Source organism: Streptomyces sp. NPDC056347, from assembly GCF_042262625.1.
Classification (GTDB): domain Bacteria; phylum Actinomycetota; class Actinomycetes; order Streptomycetales; family Streptomycetaceae; genus Streptomyces.
In genome coordinates this window covers 1-21,356 of the sequence record NZ_JBHJQP010000022.1, presented here as the reverse complement: position 1 = coordinate 21,356, position 21,356 = coordinate 1, and the positions used below count along the sequence as shown (strand labels likewise).

The 21,356-nt window shown below is 71.1% G+C and carries 18 protein-coding genes; 12 read left to right on the top strand and 6 right to left on the bottom strand.

All coding sequences use genetic code 11. The features are described 5' to 3' along the window. Positions 1-45: 45 nt before the first annotated feature. Complete coding sequence (locus ACFCV8_RS08280) at positions 46-1,305, bottom strand: APC family permease (RefSeq protein ID WP_376684513.1); 1,260 nt, start codon at positions 1,303-1,305, stop codon at positions 46-48. Here ACFCV8_RS08280 and ACFCV8_RS08275 point away from each other — a divergent pair. The 3 genes from ACFCV8_RS08275 to ACFCV8_RS08265 are packed head-to-tail and all read left to right on the top strand — an operon-like array spanning position 1,267 to position 2,569. Beyond that, positions 1,267-1,683, top strand: a complete 417-nt coding sequence (locus tag ACFCV8_RS08275; RefSeq protein ID WP_376684512.1) for a YwqJ-related putative deaminase — start codon at positions 1,267-1,269, stop codon at positions 1,681-1,683. The genes ACFCV8_RS08280 and ACFCV8_RS08275 overlap by 39 nt on opposite strands. A 30-nt stretch (positions 1,684-1,713) precedes the next feature. Next, positions 1,714-2,190, top strand: a complete 477-nt coding sequence (locus ACFCV8_RS08270; RefSeq protein WP_376684476.1) for an SUKH-3 domain-containing protein — start codon at positions 1,714-1,716, stop codon at positions 2,188-2,190. After that, positions 2,183-2,569 (top strand): YwqJ-related putative deaminase, encoded by a 387-nt coding sequence (locus ACFCV8_RS08265; protein ID WP_376684475.1) that lies wholly within the window; start codon positions 2,183-2,185, stop codon positions 2,567-2,569. Before ACFCV8_RS08270 ends, ACFCV8_RS08265 begins: the two co-directional genes overlap by 8 nt. Before the next feature lie 161 nt (positions 2,570-2,730). Here the strand turns inward: ACFCV8_RS08265 and ACFCV8_RS08260 are convergent, their stop codons facing one another. Beyond that, a complete protein-coding gene (locus ACFCV8_RS08260) occupies positions 2,731-3,642 on the bottom strand; it encodes a hypothetical protein (RefSeq protein ID WP_376684474.1) in 912 nt (303 codons plus the stop codon). Positions 3,643-3,818: 176 nt separating this feature from the next. Here ACFCV8_RS08260 and ACFCV8_RS08255 point away from each other — a divergent pair, with 176 nt between their 5' ends. From ACFCV8_RS08255 to ACFCV8_RS08235, 5 genes are all read left to right on the top strand, one after another. Next, complete coding sequence (locus ACFCV8_RS08255) at positions 3,819-4,310, top strand: hypothetical protein (protein WP_376684473.1); 492 nt, start codon at positions 3,819-3,821, stop codon at positions 4,308-4,310. A 46-nt stretch (positions 4,311-4,356) separates the two neighbouring features. After that, positions 4,357-4,833 carry an SUKH-3 domain-containing protein gene (locus ACFCV8_RS08250; RefSeq protein WP_376684472.1) on the top strand — a complete coding sequence of 159 codons (477 nt, stop codon included), beginning with the start codon at positions 4,357-4,359 and terminating at the stop codon, positions 4,831-4,833. Positions 4,834-5,145: 312 nt separating this feature from the next. Then, positions 5,146-6,444 (top strand): alpha/beta hydrolase family protein, encoded by a 1,299-nt coding sequence (locus ACFCV8_RS08245; RefSeq protein ID WP_376684471.1) that lies wholly within the window; start codon positions 5,146-5,148, stop codon positions 6,442-6,444. A 139-nt stretch (positions 6,445-6,583) separates the two neighbouring features. Then, positions 6,584-8,827: an ATP-dependent RecD-like DNA helicase gene (locus tag ACFCV8_RS08240; RefSeq protein WP_376684511.1), complete on the top strand. Its 2,244-nt coding sequence runs from the start codon at positions 6,584-6,586 to the stop codon at positions 8,825-8,827. A 198-nt stretch (positions 8,828-9,025) separates the two neighbouring features. Beyond that, positions 9,026-10,315: a citrate synthase gene (locus tag ACFCV8_RS08235; protein ID WP_376684470.1), complete on the top strand. Its 1,290-nt coding sequence runs from the start codon at positions 9,026-9,028 to the stop codon at positions 10,313-10,315. A 652-nt stretch (positions 10,316-10,967) separates the two neighbouring features. Here ACFCV8_RS08235 and ACFCV8_RS08230 read toward each other — a convergent pair. The 4 genes from ACFCV8_RS08230 to ACFCV8_RS08215 form a co-directional block, all read right to left on the bottom strand. Further along, the gene (locus tag ACFCV8_RS08230; protein ID WP_376684469.1) at positions 10,968-13,277 is read right to left on the bottom strand and encodes a heavy metal translocating P-type ATPase; all 2,310 of its coding nucleotides are present in this window, start codon (positions 13,275-13,277) and stop codon (positions 10,968-10,970) included. A 116-nt stretch (positions 13,278-13,393) separates the two neighbouring features. After that, positions 13,394-13,705 (bottom strand): heavy-metal-associated domain-containing protein, encoded by a 312-nt coding sequence (locus tag ACFCV8_RS08225; protein ID WP_376684468.1) that lies wholly within the window; start codon positions 13,703-13,705, stop codon positions 13,394-13,396. A gap of 91 nt (positions 13,706-13,796) precedes the next feature. Beyond that, positions 13,797-14,804, bottom strand: a complete 1,008-nt coding sequence (locus tag ACFCV8_RS08220) for a PrsW family intramembrane metalloprotease (RefSeq protein WP_376684467.1) — start codon at positions 14,802-14,804, stop codon at positions 13,797-13,799. A gap of 121 nt (positions 14,805-14,925) precedes the next feature. Beyond that, on the bottom strand, positions 14,926-15,846 hold the full coding sequence (locus tag ACFCV8_RS08215) for a sugar phosphate isomerase/epimerase family protein (RefSeq protein ID WP_376684466.1): 921 nt from the start codon (positions 15,844-15,846) through the stop codon (positions 14,926-14,928). A gap of 194 nt (positions 15,847-16,040) precedes the next feature. Between ACFCV8_RS08215 and iolC the strand changes: the two genes are divergently transcribed. The 4 genes from iolC to ACFCV8_RS08195 are packed head-to-tail and all read left to right on the top strand — an operon-like array spanning position 16,041 to position 21,325. Further along, positions 16,041-17,036, top strand: coding sequence for a 5-dehydro-2-deoxygluconokinase (gene iolC, locus ACFCV8_RS08210; protein ID WP_376684510.1), 996 nt, complete (start codon positions 16,041-16,043; stop codon positions 17,034-17,036). Further along, a complete protein-coding gene (gene iolB, locus ACFCV8_RS08205; RefSeq protein ID WP_376684465.1) occupies positions 17,033-17,914 on the top strand; it encodes a 5-deoxy-glucuronate isomerase in 882 nt (293 codons plus the stop codon). The genes iolC and iolB overlap by 4 nt, the downstream gene beginning before the upstream one ends. Further along, on the top strand, positions 17,911-19,800 hold the full coding sequence (gene iolD, locus ACFCV8_RS08200; RefSeq protein ID WP_376684464.1) for a 3D-(3,5/4)-trihydroxycyclohexane-1,2-dione acylhydrolase (decyclizing): 1,890 nt from the start codon (positions 17,911-17,913) through the stop codon (positions 19,798-19,800). Before iolB ends, iolD begins: the two co-directional genes overlap by 4 nt. A gap of 25 nt (positions 19,801-19,825) precedes the next feature. Continuing rightward, on the top strand, positions 19,826-21,325 hold the full coding sequence (locus ACFCV8_RS08195; RefSeq protein ID WP_376684463.1) for a CoA-acylating methylmalonate-semialdehyde dehydrogenase: 1,500 nt from the start codon (positions 19,826-19,828) through the stop codon (positions 21,323-21,325). Positions 21,326-21,356: the final 31 nt, after the last annotated feature.

Genomic DNA, 21,356 nt, shown 5'->3' with positions numbered 1-21,356 from the left:
AGAGGGGTCCTTCCGGCGCCCCGCGGCCGCCCGGTCCCGGACGCGCTACCGCGACACCGCGCGACGGATGCCGTACGAGGAGGCGCCGACGAGGAGCACGGCGGCCCCGGCGATCACGGAGGGGAGGGGGAGGGCGAAGGCCAGGGCGAGGCAGCCGGCGAGGCCGACGACGGGGACGATCCGGGCCGGGCCCCCCTCGGCCGGTGTCAGGGTCAGGGCGGAGGCGTTGGCGATGGCGTAGTAGGCCAGGACGCCGAAGGAGGAGAACCCGATCGCTCCGCGCAGGTCCGTGGTGGCGGCGGCCACCGCGACGACGGCGCCGACGAGGAGTTCGGCCCGGTGCGGGACCTTGAACCGCGGGTGCACGGCGGCCAGCGCGCGGGGCAGATGGCGGTCGCGCGCCATGGCCAGGATGGTGCGCGAGACACCGAGGACGAGGGCGAGCAGGGAGCCGAGGGCGGCGACGGCGGCGCCGACGCGTACGACGGGGACGAGCCGGTCGGCCCCGGCCGCGCGCACGGCCTCCGTGAGCGGAGCCTCGGCGGCGGCCAGACCGCGCGGCCCGAGCACGAGCAGGACGGAGACGGCGACGAGGACGTAGACGACGAGCGTGATGCCGAGCGCGAGAGGAATGGCCCGCGGGATGGTGCGGGCCGGGTCGCGGACCTCTTCGCCGAGGGTCGCGATGCGCGCGTAACCGGCGAACGCGAAGAACAGCAGCCCGGCCGCCCCGAGCACCCCGCCCGCCGTCGCGTCCCCGCCGATTCCCAGGCGGGCCGTTTCCGCGGCACCGGAGGTGAGGGAGGCGACCACGACAGCGGCGAGCACCGCCAGGACCACCGTCACGACGACCCGGGTGATCAGGGCGGACTTCTGGACCCCCGCGTAGTTGACCGCGGTCAGGGCCACCACGGCGGCGACCGCGACCGCGTGCGCCTGGCCGGGCCACACGTAGAGACCGACGGTCAGGGCCATGGCCGCACAGGAGGCGGTCTTGCCCACCACGAACGCCCAGCCCGCCAGGTGGCCCCAGAACTCGCCCAGCCGCTGCCGCCCGTAGACGTAGGTGCCGCCGGATGCCGGGTAGAGGGCGGCGAGCCGGGCGGAGGACGTGGCGTTGCAGTAGGCGACGACCGCGGCCAGGGCGAGGCCGATCAGGAGCCCGGAACCGGCGGCACGGGCGGCCGGGGCCAGGGAGGCGAAGATCCCCGCGCCGATCATCGCCCCGAGCCCGATCGTCACGGCGTCGGGCAGTCCCAGGCGCCGCTGGAGTTCGTCCGGCGCCCCGGTCGAGGACGGAGGCATGCTGCTCAACTTCTTCTCTCCTCGTCGTACGGGCCCGCGGATGCGCCGGCGCCGCATCCTGTGCTCAGCACGATCCTGAAGAATGTCGAAGACATGCTAAAGGCCGCCGGTAAGGAGAAGGGGATCGGTCACGGCAAGTGTGCCGAGATCTCCCTGATCAGTGACCGACTGCACCAGCTGGACCCGACGGGCAAGCCGATTCGCACCATTTGTGAAGCGAAGGCAAAACTGGAAGGTGGCGTAATGCATTCACGTCAAATCGGAGATCTCTATTCCCGGAAAACCGGAGAGCTGATCAGTCGGCACAATGATTTTCTGCCACCCTGTCGATCCTGTTCGCACGTCCTGCCTCAACTGGGAATTCGAGTAAACTCGTAGAAATCCTTCGTCGCGAAACGGAAAGAAGTAGTGAACAACGATCTCCTGACGCCCGAGGTGCACGCGTGGTTGTCCTCGTGCGGCTGGTTTCCCGGGCGCGACATCGGGGCCCACGCCAACGAGTTCATCAAGATCCGACTGGAGGACGCCGAGCGGCACTCGGTCACCCTGATTCCGACGGCGGACGCCGTCCGCGTCATCCGAAGCTACGGCGAACTGAGGCTGGTCCATCCCGTCGACCCGGAATCAGGGTGGATTATGGACCCGACATTCGGATACGACGGCGACGCGGCGAACATCAAGGAACTTTCGTTCGAGCTCGGCACCGAGCTTTTCCCTGTCGGGTACGATGCCCTCGAATATGGAATCATTATGGTCGACGAATCCGGTCGTTTCTTCCAGCTCCACCACACTGGTGGGTACTACATGGGAGCGAATGAGGCGGATGCGTTTTCCAGGCTTCTCGCCGGGGAGCCCCCGGTGGACGCGGAGGACTACTTTGTCTGAGCAATTTCCCGCTGTAGCCGCCTCCCTGCTCATCGGCGGCCAGATCGTCAGCCATACGAGCCTGGTCGGCGAAGGCGCGGCCAATCTTCATCCCGCTGTCCGGTCGTTCGTCGATTCGCTGCCCCTCGACGTACGCAGGCTGTTCACCGGCCGCTGCGCGGAATCCGCCCTGGTGTCCGACCAGTTGTGGGCCCTCGACACCACGCGCGGCGACGGCCGTACGACCACGCTCGACGAAGCCGCACCGCACTTCGCAGGCTCTGCGATCGTTTCCAAGATGATCCGCGGTCAGGGGCACCCCGATCACGGCAGGACCACGGAGCCGTGCGAAGTCTGTGGTCTGCTGCTACGGAAGCTCGGCGTGCAGGTGATGGCCTGACAGGTACTGGTCCGACGAGTGATGGTCTGACGGCGGTGTGGCCGCCGCGCCCGCGCCGTTGCCGCGACACCGCGCGGCGGATGCCGTACGTGGCGGCGCCTATGAGGAGCACGGCGGTTCCGGCGATCACGGAGGGGGAGGGCGGAGTTCCTTGTGGCGTCTTACGGAGACGGGCTGGCGGGTGCCGGGCGCCCGCCCGGCACCGGCCACGCCCGGGTGGGGGCGTGGGCGACATCGAGATCGTGCAACTGGGCGGCGAGCAGTCGGCTGGCCGCCCGAGCCGCGCCCTGACGGTCCGCCATCTGGTGCGGGCCGTCCAGGACGGACATGGTGAGTTGGTAGGTGGCCAGGGCCTTGTCCCTCCCGGCCCCGGTCCGCTCCTCGGGCTGCGCGCGGGAGAGGGCCAGTACCGGCGGCTCCCGGTTCTCGGCGACGGCGGCGGCGAGGCGGGCGTGGCCGTCCAGGACCAGGTAGCAGTGGAGCCCGCTGAACCACCAGAGCAGGACGGGCGGCAGGGTTCCGTCCCGGGCCTGCTTGCGGTACGCCTTCACCCGGCCGTGGTCCGGTGAGGGCATCCGCCGTAGCGGCAGCACGTTCCACGAGCCGGCGAACCAGTCGATGCAGCCGTCCGGATGCTCGTCGAGCAGCACGGAACGCCACCGTCCGGCCGGTTCGCCCTCGGCCCGGGGCACCCCGTCCCGGGCGAGCTGCCGGGAGAGCACCCACGGTCCCTCGTGGAGCGGGCCGAGGGGGGACGCCTCCAGGGCGTCGGCGAAGCGATGCGCCCAACGCGCGCACCAGGACGGTTCTCCGTGCCCGGTGACCTCGCGCGCCCCGGCGGCCCGCAAAGGGGCGACGGGGGACCGGTAGCGGTCCGTACGGGAGTACGTGACTCCGCCCCGGTCGTCGTCGACGGTGGCGAGCAGCACCGTCTCCGGCCCCTGCGACAGGACGATCCGGTTTCCGTTCGCCGCCCACGGCCGCAGCCCCGGCCCGGCCGTGCAGGGAAGCTCCAGACGGAGAGCGACCCAGGATCCGTTGTCGGTCGGCGCTGTCAGATTCGTCCGGTGCACCGGACGAATCGTAGTGCCGATGCCGTGCTGACGGGCTGCCGCTCCCTGGCGTGGCAGCCCGCCCCAGGGTCGTCCGGCACCCGGCGGCACAAAATGGATGCGCATACAGCGAGAGTGCCCTACCCTCCGAGTGGAACATGTGTACGAACGAAAATGCTCGGTGAAAGGTCCCCAGCGTGTCGCAGAACGTTCAACTGACCGCAAAGCTCGATTCCGTGGACGGCCTCAAGGAGCTGTTCGGCGGCGGACTCTTCGGCAAGCGGGCCAAGAAGAACCACGCCCTGTTCTCGCAGGCTGCCGTGAAGGGCGTGGCGCGGGCCACGGTGCTGGCCACCCGGGACTACGGCGACGACGACGTGTACCACGTCGTGGCGTTCAGCACCGGACCGGACGCGGTGGCCGAGGACCGGCTCGCCGGGCTGCGGCGGCGGGCCGAGGAGCTCGCCGACGAGCTGCGCTCGCACGGCTACTTCTACTACGACAGCCCGACCGTCTGGGACGGCGACGGCAAGCTCTGGATCAGCAAGAAGCCGCTCTTCCGCGACCTGAGCGCGCCCGCCGAGGGGCTGTACGTCTTCCCGCTCCAGGAGAGTGCGACGGCTTCGGCGCCGACCGATGTCGCCTGGGCCGTGGTCGACGGAAAGTTCCACATCGTCGTGCCCTCGTAGGGTGCGGAGGGGCTTCCCCCGCGCGAATCACGAGGCAGGAGAACGGATGAGGTCCGATCGAGCGGCACCCGAAGTGCGTGACTGGCTCGTCGCCAATGGCTGGGCTCCCGGCCGTGACATCGGGGCGCGGGCCGAGGAGCTCATCCAGGTGCGGGTACGGGACGCGGAGCGCCAGGGATGCCCTCTGCGGCCCGTGCCGGCCGCGGTGCGCGTCATCCACGCGTTCGGTCTGCTCACCCTCGAACACCCCACGGTGCGGCGCGTTTCCTGGGTGATGGACCCGGCCGTCGGGTACGACGGCGACGCACGGCTCATCCGGGAACTCTCGTCCGGACTGGGGACGGAGCTGTTCCCGGTCGGCCACGAATCCTCCGAGTACGGGATCCTCCTGGTGGACGAGAGGGAGCGTCTCTTTCACCTCCACCACACCGGCGGCTATTTCCTGGGAGAGAACACCCTGGACGCATTCTCCCGATTTCTGACCGGTGCGCCCGACCCCGATGCGGAGGACTGCTTCATCTGAGCGATTCCCCTGAGCAATTCCCCGCCGTGGCCGCCTCCTTGCTCGTCCGCGGCCGGATCTCCAGGACGATCAGCGGCGAGGGGCGCCCCGGTCTCGGCAGGGTCGCGGAGCGGTGCGGGGCCGCGGGCCGCTGCCGCGGGAGCCCGGCGTACGGGAGCCGCCCCGGCGGATTCCCTGACGCCGGGCTCACAGGTTTCTGACAAGTCCCGGTCAGGGTGGGCGCGTCCGTCCACGGCACGCGGAGCACATCCGCCCGGTCGTGGTCGGTCGTGAACGACCGGAGCGACCTGGGAGGCTGGACCGCGTATGGCGGTGACGACGGTAGCGAAGCGAGGCAGCCGGGTGGCCGGTACGGCGGCGCTGGCCGCGGGGGCCCTGATCGTCGCGGGTGTGGTGACCGCGCCCGCCGAGGCCGGGGCCGTCACCGCGGACCCGGCCGCGGCGACCGTGTCCGTGGGGCGGGCGGTGTACGACCTCGGGGACCTGGCCTTCGAGCCCGGGGCGCCGTACGAGGGGAAGAGCGAGATCGCCGCGGTCGTCCGCTACCCCGAGGCGTCCGGGTCTCCGGGGCCGGCGCCGGGCAGGCATCCGCTGATCGTCATGCAGCACGGGCAGTGGGCCACCTGCGCGGACCGGCCCGCCCAGCGTGCGCTGACGAAGGCGCGGAAGGCGCTGGAACGGGCCGAGCAGGCGGGCGACGAGGCGGCGGCGGCCCGGCAGACGGAGATCATCGACAGGATGAGCGACCGGCTCTGGGCCTGGCCCTGCCGGGCCGGGGTCGCGCCGCTGCCGAGCAGCTCCGGGTACGAGTACCTGGCCGAGAAGCTGGCCCGCGAGGGCTTCGTGGTGGTCTCGACGGGGGCCAACGGGATCAACGCGACCAGCGGCGGCCAGGCTGACTCGGTGTACCGGGCGCGGGCCGCGCTCATCAACAAGCATCTGGAGCTGTGGCGCCAACTCGACGCGGGCAAGGGGCCGTTGAGGGGGAAACTCAAGGACCCGGCGACCGGGCGGGGCAAGGGCGCCGCGTTCGCCGGCCGCCTGGACCTGGGCCGGGTCGGCACCCTCGGCCACTCCATGGGCGGCGGGGGCGTGATGCAGCAGGTCTCCGACCGGCGGCACGGCGACTGGCCCGCCGGGGTGAGGGTGAAGGCGGCGCTGGGCCTCGCACCCACCGCCACCTGGGACGTCGAGCCGGTCACCAAGGTGCCGCTGGCCGTGCTGTGGGGCACCTGCGACCAGGTCAACACCGGTGAGTACGTGAAGTGGAACAAGCGGAAGAACAAGGCGCCCCTGCACGGCATCACCCTCACCGGCGGCAACCACAACTACTTCAACACCCAGTGGTCCCCGAGCAGTGGCCAGGTGGCCGCGGTGAACGACGCGATCCCCGGCGAGCGGCGCGGACAGTGCGTCGCGCAGGACGGCACGGACCGGCGGGACCAGGGGCTCGGCGAGGCCGCCCAGCGCCGGATCGCCACCGGCTACACCGTGGCGTTCTTCCGCCGGTACCTCCTGGGCGACACCTCGGCGCAGCCACTCCTGGCCGGCCGGAAGAGGCTGCCCGGCGTGCCGGACGTGGTGAAGGTGGAGTACGTGAAGCCGCACTGAGGGAGCCGCACTGAGGAAGTCGTACCGAGGGAGCCGTGCCGAGGAAGCCGTACCGAGGGAGCCGCACTGAGGAAGTCGTACCGAGGGAGCCCGCCCCGGAGTGTCGGTGCGGGCCGGTACCGTCGGTTGTATGTCCACCATGCCCAACCCGGCCGTCCTCGAAGGTGTGCTGGAGCGCATCACGTACGCCAACGAGGAGAACGGGTACACGGTCGCCCGCGTCGACACCGGCCGCGGGGCGAACGACCTGCTGACGGTGGTCGGTTCGCTGCTCGGGGCGCAGCCGGGGGAGTCGCTGCGGATGGAGGGCCGCTGGGGTTCGCACTCCCAGTACGGCAAGCAGTTCGTCGTGGAGAACTACACGACGATCCTGCCCGCCACCGTCCAGGGCATCCGCCGCTATCTCGGCTCCGGCCTGATCAAGGGCATCGGCCCGGTCATGGCCGACCGGATCACCACCCACTTCGGCGTCGACACCCTGGACGTCATCGAGCAGGAGCCGAAGCGCCTGATCGAGGTGCCCGGCCTGGGCCCGAAGCGGACGAAGATGATCGCCGCGGCCTGGGAGGAGCAGAAGGCGATCAAGGAGGTGATGGTCTTCCTCCAGGGCGTCGGCGTCTCCACCTCCATCGCCGTCCGTATCTACAAGAAGTACGAGGACGCCTCGATCTCCGTCGTGAAGAACCAGCCCTACCGGCTGGCCGCCGACGTCTGGGGCATCGGCTTCCTCACCGCCGACAAGATCGCCCAGGCGGTCGGCATCCCGCACGACAGCCCGGAAAGGGTCAAGGCCGGACTCCAGTACGCGCTGTCCCAGTCCACCGACCAGGGGCACTGCTTCCTCCCCGAGGAGCGGCTGATCGCGGACGGGGTGAAGCTGCTCCAGGTCGACACCGGCCTGGTCATCGAGTGCCTCGCCGAGCTGGCGGAGGACCCGGAGGGCGTCGTACGGGAGAAGGTGCCCTCGCCGGAGGGTGGCGAGCTGGTCACGGCGATCTATCTGGTGCCGTTCCACCGCGCCGAGGTGGCGCTCGCCGCGCAGGTGGGTCGGCTGCTGCGGACGCCCGAGGAACGGCTGCCCGCCTTCGCCGACGTGGACTGGGACAAGGCGCTGACCTGGCTCAGGGGACGCACGGGGGCGGAGCTGGCGCCCGAGCAGGAGGCGGCGGTGCGGCTGGCGCTCAGCCGGAAGGTCGCGGTGCTGACCGGCGGGCCCGGCTGTGGGAAGTCGTTCACGGTCCGGTCGATCGTGGAGCTGGCGCGGGCCAAGAAGGCCAAGGTGGTGCTGGCCGCGCCGACCGGGCGGGCGGCCAAGCGGCTCTCCGAGCTGACCGGCGCCGAGGCGTCCACCGTGCACCGGCTGCTCGAACTGAAGCCGGGCGGCGACGCCGCGTACGACCGGGACCGCCCGCTGGACGCGGATCTGGTCGTGGTCGACGAGGCGTCGATGCTGGATCTGCTGCTCGCCAACAAGCTGCTGAAGGCGGTGGCACCAGGTGCCCATCTGCTGCTCGTCGGGGACGTCGACCAGCTGCCGTCGGTCGGTGCGGGGGAGGTGCTGCGGGACCTGCTCGCCGACGGAAGCCCCGTCCCCGCCGTCCGGCTGACCACGATCTTCCGCCAGGCCCAGCAGTCCGGCGTGGTCACCAACGCGCACCGGATCAACTCCGGGGTGCCGCCGCTGACCCAGGGCCTCGAGGACTTCTTCCTCTTCGTGGAGGACGAGACGGAGGACGCGGGCAAGCTCGCGGTGGACGTCGCGGCCCGCCGGATTCCCGCCAGGTTCGGGCTCGACGCGCGGCGCGACGTACAGGTCCTCGCCCCGATGCACCGGGGCCCGGCCGGGGCCGGGGTGCTCAACGGGCTCCTCCAGCAGGCCGTCACCCCGGGCCGCCCGGACGTCCCCGAGAAGCGGTTCGGCGGCCGGGTCTTCCGGGTCGGCGACAAGGTCACCCAGATCCGCAACAACTACGACAAGGGGGAGAACGGCGTCTTCAACGGCACGGTCGGCATCGTCACCGCCCTCGACCCGGACGAACAGAAGCTGACCGTGCTCACCGACGAGGACGAGGAGATCGGCTACGACTTCGACGAGCTGGACGAGCTGGCCCACGCGTACGCCATGACGATCCACCGTTCCCAGGGCAGTGAGTACCCGGCCGTGGTCATTCCGGTCACCAAGAGTGCGTGGATGATGCTCCAGCGCAACCTCCTCTACACCGCCGTCACCCGAGCCAAAAAGCTTGTCGTACTGGTCGGTTCGCGTCAGGCGATCGGCCAGGCGGTCCGCACGGTTTCCGCGGGCAGACGCTGTACGGCGCTGGATTACCGGCTGTCCGGGGGCTCCGGCGGAGGATCGCCGGAGGAACGGCAGATAAAATGATCGATCAAATCGGTGGGAAACATCACGCGGCCCTTCCGGAACCGGAAGGGAGGGGGCAGGATGAGTAGGCTCGCGGCACTCAGTGCCGCGAGTAGGTCCAATGGACGACCCCGAGTGCACTCTCCTGCGCCAAATGGGGGAGGGTGAAGACAGTCAGGGAACCCTCTGAGAAGAGGCACTACGTCGGTGAGGGATGACGTGAGCGACAACTCTGTAGTACTGCGGTACGGCGACGGCGAGTACACCTACCCGGTGATCGACAGCACCGTCGGCGACAAGGGCTTCGACATCGGGAAGCTCCGGGCCAATACCGGTCTGGTGACACTGGACAGCGGATACGGCAACACCGCAGCCTATAAATCCGCCATCACCTACCTCGACGGTGAGCAGGGCATTCTCCGCTACCGCGGCTACCCCATCGAGCAGCTCGCCGAGCGCTCGACGTTCCTGGAGGTCGCGTACACGCTCATCAACGGTGAGCTTCCCAAGGTCGACGAGCTGTCGACCTTCAAGAACGAGATCACCTCGCACACGCTGCTGCACGAGGACGTCAAGCGCTTCTTCGACGGCTTCCCGCGCGACGCCCACCCGATGGCCATGCTCTCCTCGGTCGTCAGCGCGCTGTCCACGTTCTACCAGGACAGCCACAACCCGTTCGACGAGGAGCAGCGCCACCTCTCGACGATCCGGCTGCTCGCCAAGCTGCCGACGATCGCGGCGTACGCCTACAAGAAGTCGATCGGCCACCCCTTCGTCTACCCGCGCAACGACCTCGGGTACGTCGAGAACTTCCTGCGCATGACCTTCTCGGTCCCGGCCCAGGAGTACGAGCTGGACCCGGTCGTGGTCTCCGCGCTCGACAAGCTGCTCATCCTGCACGCGGACCACGAGCAGAACTGTTCGACCTCCACCGTGCGTCTGGTCGGCTCCTCGCAGGCGAACATGTTCGCCTCGATCTCCGCCGGCATCTCGGCCCTGTGGGGCCCCCTGCACGGTGGCGCCAACCAGTCGGTGCTGGAGATGCTGGAGGGCATCCAGGCCAACGGCGGCGATGTCGACTCCTTCATCCGCAAGGTGAAGAACAAGGAGGACGGCGTCCGGCTGATGGGCTTCGGCCACCGCGTCTACAAGTCCTTCGACCCGCGCGCCAAGATCATCAAGGCCGCCGCCCACGACGTGCTGTCCGCGCTCGGCAAGTCCGACGAGCTGCTCGACATCGCGCTGAAGCTGGAAGAGCACGCGCTGAGCGACGAGTACTTCATCGCGCGCAACCTCTACCCCAACGTGGACTTCTACACCGGTCTCATCTACCGGGCCATGGGCTTCCCGACCGAGATGTTCACCGTGCTCTTCGCGCTCGGCCGCCTGCCCGGCTGGATCGCCCAGTGGCACGAGATGATCAAGGAGCCGGGTTCCCGCATCGGCCGCCCGCGCCAGATCTACACCGGCGAGGTCCTGCGCGACTTCGTCCCGGTCGAGGGCCGCTGAACCGCCTGACACCCCCCGCACGACCCCCGGCCACCGAGGCCGGCCGACTTTTCGCCCCGCGTACCGCGCTTTCGCACAGAGCGCGGTGTCCGGGGCGATTTGCGTGTGCGGGGCCCGTCGCGCGTGGTCCCGCCGCAGCCCGGAACCGCGTGGTCCCCGCCGCCCGGAAGGGCGAGACCGGAAGAGCGAGACCGGAAGAGCGAGACCGGAAGAGCGAGACCGGAAGAGCGAGACCGGGGAAGCGGGACCAGAAAAGCGAGAAGCGCCTCGTCGTCGATCCCCCCACGGGCCGACAACGAGGCGCTTCCCATGTCCCGGAGCGGATTCCCCCCACGGGATCCGGCCGGGCGTCTGTGGGAGCCGCAGCTCCTGAGCGCCGCGCGGCTGCTGCGAGCCGCGCATCTTCTCTTGTGGTCCTGCTCCCGCGGTCCTGAGTACCGCGCGTCCTGCTGCGATCTGCCGGGGTACGTACCGTACGGGAGGGCCGCTCAAAGCTCCCCGGTGCACGTGCCCCGGCCAACGCTTGCCCGGAGCGTCCCCCAAGACGCTCCGCGGACGTCCCCCAAGACATCCTTGGCATCGCACTCTTAGACTCACGAGCCCGCCGGATGGTTACCTGGAAATCCGTGTGATCTGGATCTCTTTGTGGAAGTTACGTGAAGGCGCGCAACCGTAGGCTGTTCGTCACGACGAAGACCGATGAGAAGGCCATCGCCGCTCCCGCAATCATAGGGTTGAGCAGGCCAAATGCCGCAAGGGGCAGGGCGGCTGTGTTATAGCCGAATGCCCAGAGGAGGTTGCCCCTGATGGTGGTCAGGGTGCGCCGGGACAGCCGGATCGCGTCGGCGGCCACCTTGAGATCTCCACGAACCAGCGTGAGATCACTCGCCTCGATCGCGGCGTCCGTTCCGGTCCCCATCGCGAGGCCCAGGTCGGCGGTGGCCAGGGCGGCGGCGTCGTTGACCCCGTCCCCGACCATGGCGACCGACCGGCCCTCGGCCTGAAGAGCCTCGATGACGTGCACCTTCTCCTCGGGCAGCACCTCGGCGTGCACCTCGTCGATCCCGACGGCACGGGCCACCGCCTCGGCGGCGGCGCGGTTGTCGCCGGTCAGCAGGACGGGGCGGAGGCCGAGCGCCCGCAGCTCGGCGACCGCCTCCGCGCTGGTGTCCTTGATCTTGTCCGCGACCTCCAGGACCGCCCGCGCCTCGCCGTCCCGGGCGACCAGGACTGCGGTGCGCCCCCGCGCCGCCGCCTCGGCGACCGCACGGGACAACGGCTCGGGGACACCGATCCCCGCGTCGGCGAGGAGGCGCGGGCGGCCGACAAGGACGGCGTGGCCCTCGACGGTGCCCTGGACGCCGAGTCCGGGGATGTTGGCGAAGTCCTCGGGGGTGGGGAGGGTGGACTTGGTGCGGTCGGTGGCGCCGGTGGCGACGGCCTGGGCGATGGGGTGTTCGGAGGAGTGTTCGAGGGCTCCGGCGAGGCGGAGTACTTCGTTCTCGGTGGTGGTGTCGGTGGTGTGGACGTCGAGGAGGGTCATGCGGCCGGTGGTGACGGTGCCGGTCTTGTCGAGGACGATGGTGTCGACGCGGCGGGTGGTTTCCAGGACCTCGGGTCCCTTGATGAGGATGCCGAGCTGGGCGCCGCGTCCGGTGCCGACCATGAGGGCGGTCGGGGTGGCGAGGCCCAGGGCGCAGGGGCAGGCGATGATCAGTACGGCCACGGCGGCCGTGAACGCGGCCGTCACGTCGTCCGCGGTCAGCAGCCACACCACCAGGGTGACCAGCGCGATCACCAGCACCACGGGGACGAAGACGGCGGAGATCCGGTCCGCGAGGCGCTGCACCTCGGCCTTGCCGCTCTGGGCGTCCTCGACGAGCTTCGCCATCCGGGCGAGCTGGGTGTCGGCGCCGACCCGGGTGGCCTCGACGACGAGCCGGCCGGAGGTGTTCACGGTGGCCCCGGCGACCCCGTCCCCCACGCCGACCTCCACGGGCACGGACTCGCCGGTCAGCATCGAGGCGTCCACGGCCGAGGCGCCCTCGACGACGGTGCCGTCCGTGGCGATCTTCTCGCCGGGGCGGACCACGAAGCGGTCGCCCACGGTGAGCCGGGCGATGGGGACGCGCACCTCCGTACCGCCGCGGAGCACGGAGACCTCCTTCGCGCCCAGGTGCAGCAGCGCCCGCAGCGCGGAACCGGCCTTCCGCTTGGACCGCGCCTCCAGATAGCGGCCCAGCAGGATGAAGGTGACGACCCCGGCCGCGACCTCCAGATAGATGGTGGAGGTGTCACCGGCGTGCCGGACGGTGAGGTCGAAGCCGTGCCGCATCCCGGGCATGCCCGCATCGCCGAGGAAGAGGGCCCACAGCGACCAGCCGAAGGCGGCCAGCGTGCCGATCGAGACCAGGGTGTCCATGGTGGCCGCGCCGTGCCGGAGATTGGCCCAGGTGGCGCGGTGGAAGGGCAGTCCGCCCCAGACGACGACGGGGGCGGCGAGGGTGAGGGAGAGCCACTGCCAGTTGTCGAACTGGAGGTAGGGCACCATCGCGAGCAGGACGACGGGGGCGGCGAGCACGGCCGAGACGGTCAGCCGCCGACGCAGCGCGTCGGGCGTGTCGTCGTCGGGCGTGTCGTCGTCGGGCCCGGCGTGCCGGGACCCGGCACCGGTCCGCGCCGCGGGTGACGGCGGGGGCGGGGGCTTCGGGGCCCGTACCGGCTGTGCGGTGTAGCCGGTCTTCTCGACGGTGGCGATCAGGTCCTGTACGGAGACGTCCTCGCCCCGGTAGCTGACCTTGGCCTTCTCGGTGGCGTAGTTGACGGTGGCGGTGACGCCGTCCATCCGGTTGAGCTTCTTCTCGATACGGGCCGCGCAGGAGGCGCAGGTCATCCCGCCGATGGTGAGTTCAGCGGTCGAGTCCGCCGCGGTGCGGGTCTCGGCCTCCGTCGTGCTGTGCATGTCCGAAACTCCTGAAATGCCGACCGGGCCGTGCCCTACCAGTATCTGCTGGCGGGTCCGGCCCGGCTGCGGGGGCGTCGCGGACGTGACCGACGCGCTCCGTGGCGGCAAGGTGCTCAGGCGAGGCCGACGAGCTCGTAACCGGCCTCGTCGACCGCGGCGCGCACCGCGTCCTCGGCCAGCGGGGCCGTGGAGACGACGGTCACCAGGCCCGTGGAGGCCACGGCCTTCACCGAGGTGACACCCTCGATGCCGGAGACCTCCTCGGAGATGGCACCCTCGCAGTGGCCGCAGGTCATGCCGGACACCTGGTAGACGGTGGTCACCCCGCCCGACGCCTGCGTACCGGCGTCCGCCCCGCTGTGGCAGGAGCCCTCGGGGGTGCAGCAGGAACCGGTGGCCTGGGGAAGCTGGGTCTCGGCGGTCATGGTCTTCTCCTCTTCGGCGGGCGGGAAGGTGTGCGTCGCCGGAGCGGGCCCGGGAGGCCCGGTGCGTTCCGACGTGTTCCACTGTATACCCCTAGGGGGTATGAATGCGAGTGCCCTGCCGAGGATCGTTCCCCGGACTTCGCGCGCTGTGGGCCAGCGAACGCAGCCAGGCCAGCGCGATCAGCGTGATCACCACGATCCCGCCCACCGAGAAGAGGGTGAACAGGTGCTGCTGTGCGGCGGTGGGGGCCGGGAGGTAGCCCTGTGCGAAGAGCTCGCGGCTCAGGTTCGTGTCGGTGACCCTGATGACCAGCCAGAGCGCGATGCCGTGCATCGAGTCCCAGAGAGCGTGCAGTACGGAGACGCCGAGGTAGGCGCCGATCACCGGCGCGGCGAGCCGGAACCGCCCGTTCGGCCTCCGGTACGAGAGCAGTACGCCACCGGCGATCGCGGTCCAGAGCCCGTGCCCGAAGGGTGCCAGCACCCCGCGCAGCACCTCGGTCTCCAGCAGGGCCCGCAGATCGATGCCCTGGATCGTGACGGCGGCGTTGAAGGCGTACCCCGCGCTCTCGAAGGCGGCGAAGCCGAATCCGACCGCCGCGCCGAGCACCAGTCCGGCCCGCATGCCGCGCACCTCGGGATGGCGGCGCAGGACGAACATCAGGGCCAGGAGCTTCACCGCCTCCTCGATCAGGCCGACCCCGAGGAAGATCCAGATCGAGGGGTGCAGCAGATACGACTCCGCGACCGAGGCGCCGAGCACACCCAGGATGCCGCCGGTCAGGGAGCAGCCGAGGATCAGCGGCGCGCCCAGGTCCCGGCCGTGCCGCTCGTACGCCCACAGGACGAAGACGGCGGGAATCAGGAAGCTGCCGAGCAGGATGAGCGTCGGCAGCAGATTGGTGTTCTGGGTGGTGTACGTGATGATCGCGGTCAGCAGCCAGAGGGCCACCCCGCCCCACAGGCACCGCTTCCACAGGCCGCGGCGCGGCTGCGACGGTGCGGGCGGGCGCCGGTGGCCGGCGGCCGGCGCGGGCGGTGAGGGCCACCCGGGTGGTTCGGCGGGCGGCGGGCGGCCGGGATCGCTGGGCCAGTTCACTCGGACTCCCTCGGCGATGGCGATTCGCGCGTATTCCCCGATGTGTCCGCATCCTATGGCGCGGGATGGGACGGGGCATTCGGGGAGCGGGAGACGGGAGGGGGCCGCGGGGCGGGGCGGCTCAGGGGCGGCCGCCGCAGGAGCGCAGGAACTCCCGGGTCCGGCGGGCGACGGGGAAGGGCTTGTCGGGCGGGCAGGGGTACATGTCCTGCTCGACGATGGCGAAGAGGTCCACGTCCAGCCGCCGGGCGGCGGCCAGCACCGGCTCCAGCGCGGGCACCCCGCCCGGCGGTTCGCACATCACGCCCCGCGCCACGGCCGGCCCGAACGGCACCCCGTCCGCCACCACACCGGCCAGGATCTCCGGGTCCACCTGCTTGAGGTGGAGGTAGCCGATCCGCTCGCCGTACGTCTCGATCAGCTTCACGCTGTCGCCGCCGCAGTAGGCGTAGTGCCCGGTGTCCAGGCAGAGCGAGACCAGGTCCGGGTCGGTGGCGTCGAGGAAGCGGGCGACGTTCTCCTCGGTGTCGATGTGGGTGTCGGCGTGCGGGTGGACGACGACGCGCAGTCCGAAGCGGTCGCGCACCTCGCGGGCCAGCCGCTCCGTCTGGGCAGTGAGATCGCGCCACTGCCCGGCGGTCAGGTCGCGGTCCTCCAGCACCTCGCCCGTCCGGTCGTCGCGCCAGAACGCGGGGATGACGACCAGGTGCCCGGCGCCCATCGCCCGGGTGAGTGCCGCGACCCCGGCGACATGCGCCCAGGTCCGGTCCCAGACGCCCGGTCCGTGGTGCAATCCGGTGAACACCGTCCCGGCCGAGACCGAGAGCCCGCGCCGGCCGGTCTCCTCGGCGAGGCGGGCCGGATCGGTCGGGAGGTAGCCGTACGGGCCCAGTTCGATCCACGCGTAACCCGCCGCGGAGACCTCGTCGAGGAAGCGCTGCCAGGGCACCTGGCGCGGATCGTCGGCGAACCAGACCCCCCACGAGTCGGGAGCCGAACCGATGCGGATACGGGACGGGGCCACCGCCGACGAGGAGGTCATGCGGTCCAGGGTCACGGCCGGGTGAGCAGGTGTCAATCATTGGTCCGTATGTCCGGACAAACCATTGACAGGGGTCGGGTGGACGACTAGATCTACGACTGGATCCGAGGGCGGTCACCTCGGACCCGGGTCGGCCGGGACCCGGATCGGGCCGGACCCGGATCGGGCAGAGGGGCGGTGTCGGAGGGATGGATGTGCCGGAGCGGTACGACGTCATCACCATGGGCCGTATCGGTGTGGATCTCTACCCGCTCCAGACCGGTCTGCCCCTCTCCCGGGTCGACACCTTCGGAAAGTTCCTCGGCGGCTCACCGTCCAACGTCGCCGTCGCGGCGGCCCGGCTCGGCCGGCGGACGGCGGTGGTGACCCGCACCGGCCAAGACCCCTTCGGGACGTATCTCCGCGAGCAGCTGCGGGAGTTCGGGGTGGACGACCGGTGGGTGACGTCCGTCGACGCGTACCCGACACCGGTCACCTTCTGCGAACTCTTCCCGCCCGACGACTTCCCGCTCTACTTCTACCGGCAGCCCAAGGCCCCCGACCTGGAGATCCGCACCTCGGAGCTGGACCTGGACGCGATCCGGTCCGCCCGGGTCTTCTGGGCGACCGGCACCGGCCTGTGCGCCGAGCCCAGCCGCTCCGCCACCCTCGCCGCACTGCGCGCCCGCGACCGCTCCGGCATCACCGTCTTCGACCTGGACTGGCGCCCGATGTTCTGGGACCCCGCGCGGGGCACCGGCCCCGCCGCCCTCTACCACCAAGCCCTCGCCCTGGCCACCGTCGCCGTGGGCAACCTCGAGGAGTGCGGGATCGCGACCGGCGAGCGCGAACCGTACGCGGCGGCCCGCGCCCTGCTCGACGCGGGCGCCGAACTCGCCGTCGTCAAGCAGGGCCCCGAAGGCGTGCTCGCCGTCCACCGCGACGGCACCGCCGTCCGGGTGGAGCCGCTGCCGGTCGACGTGGTCAACGGCCTCGGCGCGGGCGACGCCTTCGGCGGCGCGCTCTGCCACGGCCTCCTCGCGGGCTGGCCCACCGAGCGCGTCATGCGGTACGCGAACGCGGCGGGCGCCCTCGTCGCCGGCCGGCTCGCCTGCTCGTCCGCCATGCCGTTCCCGTACGAGATCGAGGCCGCGCTGCGCGGGAACGAGGAGACGGCGCACGAGAAGAAGGAGAGGAGCACAGGAGCATGACGACCGACGGCGGCACCCGCCACCACCTGCGCGCCGGGAGCACGGCGCACGGCGACCACGTCCTCGACATCGGCCCCGAGCTGGCCGGCTGGGACCGCTCCGGCCTGCGCGTCCTGGAGCTCGCCCCCGGCGGCGTCCACACGTTCGACACCGGGGACAGCGAGTGGATCGTGCTGCCGCTGACGGGTGGCTGTACGGCGCGTTCCTCAGGTGAGATCTTTGAACTGCTGGGCCGGGAAAGCGTGTTCAGCGGCGTGTCCGACTTCGCCTATGTACCGCGCGACGCCCATGCACAGATCGCCTCCGGCGCCGGAGGCCGCTTCGCCCTGGCAGGAGCGAAGTGCGAGCGACGACTCCCCGCTCGCTACGGCCCCGCGCCGGAGGTTCCCGTCGAACTGCGCGGCTCCGGGAACTGCTCCCGGCAGGTCAACAACTTCGCGGCCGCCGACACCTTCGAATGCGACCGGCTGATCGCCGTGGAGGTCCTCACCCCCGGCGGCAACTGGTCGTCCTACCCGCCGCACAAGCACGACGAGCACCGCCCCGGCGCCGAATCCGTGCTGGAGGAGATCTACTACTTCGAGGTCGAGCACGACGGCCTCGGCTACCACCGGGTCTCGCCCTCCCGGGCCGGTGGTACGGACGTGCTCGCCGAGGTCCGCAGCGGCGACGCGATCCTGATCCCGGACGGCTGGCACGGCCCCTCCATCGCCTCCCCGGGCCGCACCCTCTACTACCTCAACGTGATGGCGGGGCCCGGGGAGCAGCGGGAGTGGCTGATCACCGACCACCCGGACCACGGCTGGATCCGCGACACCTGGCCCCAGCAGCCGGTGGACCCCCGGCTCCCCTTCTACGGCCCCGAGGCGCGCCCATGAGCACCGGAACCCGCAGACTGACCACCGCCCAGGCCCTGGTCGCCTTCCTGGCCCGCCAGTACACCGAGCGCGACGGCCGGCGGCAGCGCCTGATCACCGCCACCTGGGGCATCTTCGGCCACGGCAACGTCGCCGGGATGGGCCAGGCGCTCGTCGAGTCCGCCGCCACGATGCCCTACCTCCAGGGCCGCAACGAACAGGCCATGGTGCACGCCGCGGCCGGCTACGCCCGCCAGTCCGGGCGGCTGTCCACCCACGCCGTCACCACCTCCATCGGCCCCGGCGCCACCAACCTCGTCACCGGCGCCGCCCTCGCCACCGTCAACCACCTCCCCGTCCTCCTGCTGCCCGGCGACACCTTCGCCGCCCGGCCCGCCGACCCGGTGCTCCAGCAGCTGGAGGTCCCGGGCGCGGGCGACGTCACCGTCAACGACTGCCTGCGCCCCGTCTCCCGCTACTTCGACCGCGTCACCCGCCCCGAGGCCCTGGTCCCGGCCGCCCTCCAGGCCGTACGGACCCTGACCGACCCCGCCCTGACCGGCGCCGTCACCCTCGCACTGCCGCAGGACGTGCAGGCCCAGGCGCACGACTGGCCCGAGGAGTTCTTCGCCGAACGCGTCTGGCACGTACGCCGCCCCGCCCCCGACCCGTACGAACTCGACCGCGCGGTACGGGCGGTGCGCGCGGCGGACCGGCCGCTGATCGTGGCGGGCGGCGGCGTCCACCACAGCGCCGCCGAGGAGGCCCTGGCCGCCCTCGCCGACGCCACCGGCATCCCCGTCGCCACCACCCAGGCGGGCAAGGGGTCGCTGCGCCACGACCACCCCGCCGAGGTCGGCGGCATCGGCCACACCGGCACCGCGACCGCCGACGCCCTGGCCCGCACCGCCGACCTGGTCATCGGCGTCGGCACCCGCTACTCCGACTTCACCACCGCCTCCGCCACCCTCTTCGCGCACCCGGACGTCCGCTTCCTCAACCTCAACATCACCGGCTTCGACGCCCACAAGCTCGGCGCGCTCCCGCTGGTGGCCGACGCCCGCACCGCCCTCGAAGCCCTCACCACCGCCCTGGCGGAAACCGCCCGCCACCGCGTCGCCCCCGCCTACGTACGCGAGTACACCGAGGCCAAGACGGCCTGGGAGCGCCGCGTCACCGCCGCGTTCGCCGCCCCCGACCCGGCCGCCCGCCCCACCCAGGCCCAGGTCCTCGGCGCCCTCGACGCCCTGGTCGGCGACGACGACATCCTGATCAACGCGGCCGGATCGCTCCCCGGCGACCTGCACAAGCTGTGGCGGGCCCGCTCCCCGCGCCAGTACCACGTGGAGTACGGCTACTCCTGCATGGGCTACGAGATCCCGGCCGCGATCGGCGTCCAGCTGGCCGCCCCCGGCCGCCCCGTCTGGGCGCTGGTCGGCGACGGCACGTACCTCATGAACCCCACCGAGATCGTCACCGCCGTCCAGCTCGAACTCCCCGTGAAACTGGTCGTCCTCCAGAACCACGGCTACGCCTCCATCGGCGGCCTGTCCGCGCAGGTCGGAGCCGAACGCCTGGGCACCGCCTACCGGCGGCGGGCCCCCGACGGAACGTTCACCGGGGAGCCGCTGCCCGTCGATCTCGCGGCCAACGCCGCGTCCCTCGGGATGCGGGTGCTGCGCGCCGAAAGCGTGCGTGACCTGCGTGAAGCCCTGGCCGAGGCCCGCTCCTTCGACCGTCCCACTTGTGTCTACGCCGAGACCGAAACGGCAGACACTCTGTCGGGCCCCCCTCCGGCACAGGCGTGGTGGGATGTCCCCGTAGCGGAGACGGCCACCCGGCCGTCGGCCCTGAAAGCCCGGGAAGAGTACGACCGCCACGTCGCCGACCGTCGCCACCACCTCTGAAGACGTCACTGAAGGAGTTCCTGTCATGAAGACCGTCAACCACTGGATCGGTGGCAAGACCGTCGAGGGCGCGTCGGGCAACTACGGCCCGGTCACCGACCCGGCCACCGGCGAGGTCACCACCCAGGTCGCGCTGGCCTCCATCGAAGAGGTCGACGCCGCGGTCGCCTCCGCCAAGGCCGCCTACGCCACGTGGGGCACGTCCTCGCTCTCCACCCGTACGGCGATCCTCTTCCGCTACCGCGCGCTGCTGGACGCCCACCGCGACGAGATCGCCGCGCTGATCACCGCCGAGCACGGCAAGGTGCACTCGGACGCGCTGGGAGAGGTCGCCCGCGGTCTGGAGATCGTCGAGCTGGCCTGCGGCATCACCACCCAGCTCAAGGGCGAGCTCTCCACCCAGGTCTCCAGCCGGGTCGACGTCGCCGCGATCCGCCAGTCGATCGGCGTCGTCGCGGGCATCACCCCGTTCAACTTCCCGGCCATGGTGCCGATGTGGATGTTCCCGCTCGCCGTCGCCTGCGGCAACACCTTCGTCCTCAAGCCCAGCGAGAAGGACCCGTCGGCCGCCAACCTGCTGGCCGAGCTGGCCTCCGAGGCCGGTCTGCCCGACGGCGTGCTGAACGTCCTGCACGGTGACAAGGTCGCCGTCGACGGGCTGCTCGCCCACCCCGACGTGGCCGCGGTCTCCTTCGTCGGCTCCACCCCGATCGCCCGCCACATCCACCGGACCGCCACCGCCAACGGCAAGCGCGTCCAGGCGCTCGGCGGCGCGAAGAACCACATGCTGGTGCTGCCGGACGCGGACCTCGACGCCGCCGCCGACGCCGCCGTCTCCGCCGCGTACGGCTCCGCGGGCGAGCGCTGCATGGCGATCTCCGCCGTCGTCGCGGTCGGCTCCGTCGGCGACGAGCTGGTCGCGAAGATCAAGGAGCGCGCCGAGAAGATCAAGATCGGCCCCGGCAACGACGCCACGTCCGAGATGGGCCCGCTGATCACCGCCGCCCACCGCGACAAGGTCGCCTCCTACGTCACGGGCGCCGCGGCCCAGGGCGCCGACGTCGTCCTGGACGGCACCGGCTACACCGTCGAGGGCTTCGAGAAGGGCCACTGGATCGGCCTCTCCCTCCTCGACAACGTGTCCACCGACTCGGACGCGTACAAGGACGAGATCTTCGGCCCGGTCCTGTGCGTGCTGCGCGTCGACACGTACGAGGAGGGCGTCGCCCTCATGAACGCCTCGCCGTTCGGCAACGGAACCGCGATCTTCACCCGCGACGGCGGCGCCGCCCGCCGCTTCCAGCTGGAGATCGAGGCCGGCATGGTCGGCGTCAACGTGCCGATCCCGGTGCCGGTGGGCTACCACTCCTTCGGTGGCTGGAAGGACTCGCTCTTCGGCGACCACCACATCTACGGCAACGACGGCGTGCACTTCTACACCCGCGGCAAGGTCGTCACCACCCGCTGGCCGGACCCGTCCGACGCCCCGGCCGGTGTGGACCTGGGCTTCCCCAGCAACCACTGACCGGCGGCCCGGCGGCCGCTCCACCCCCGGG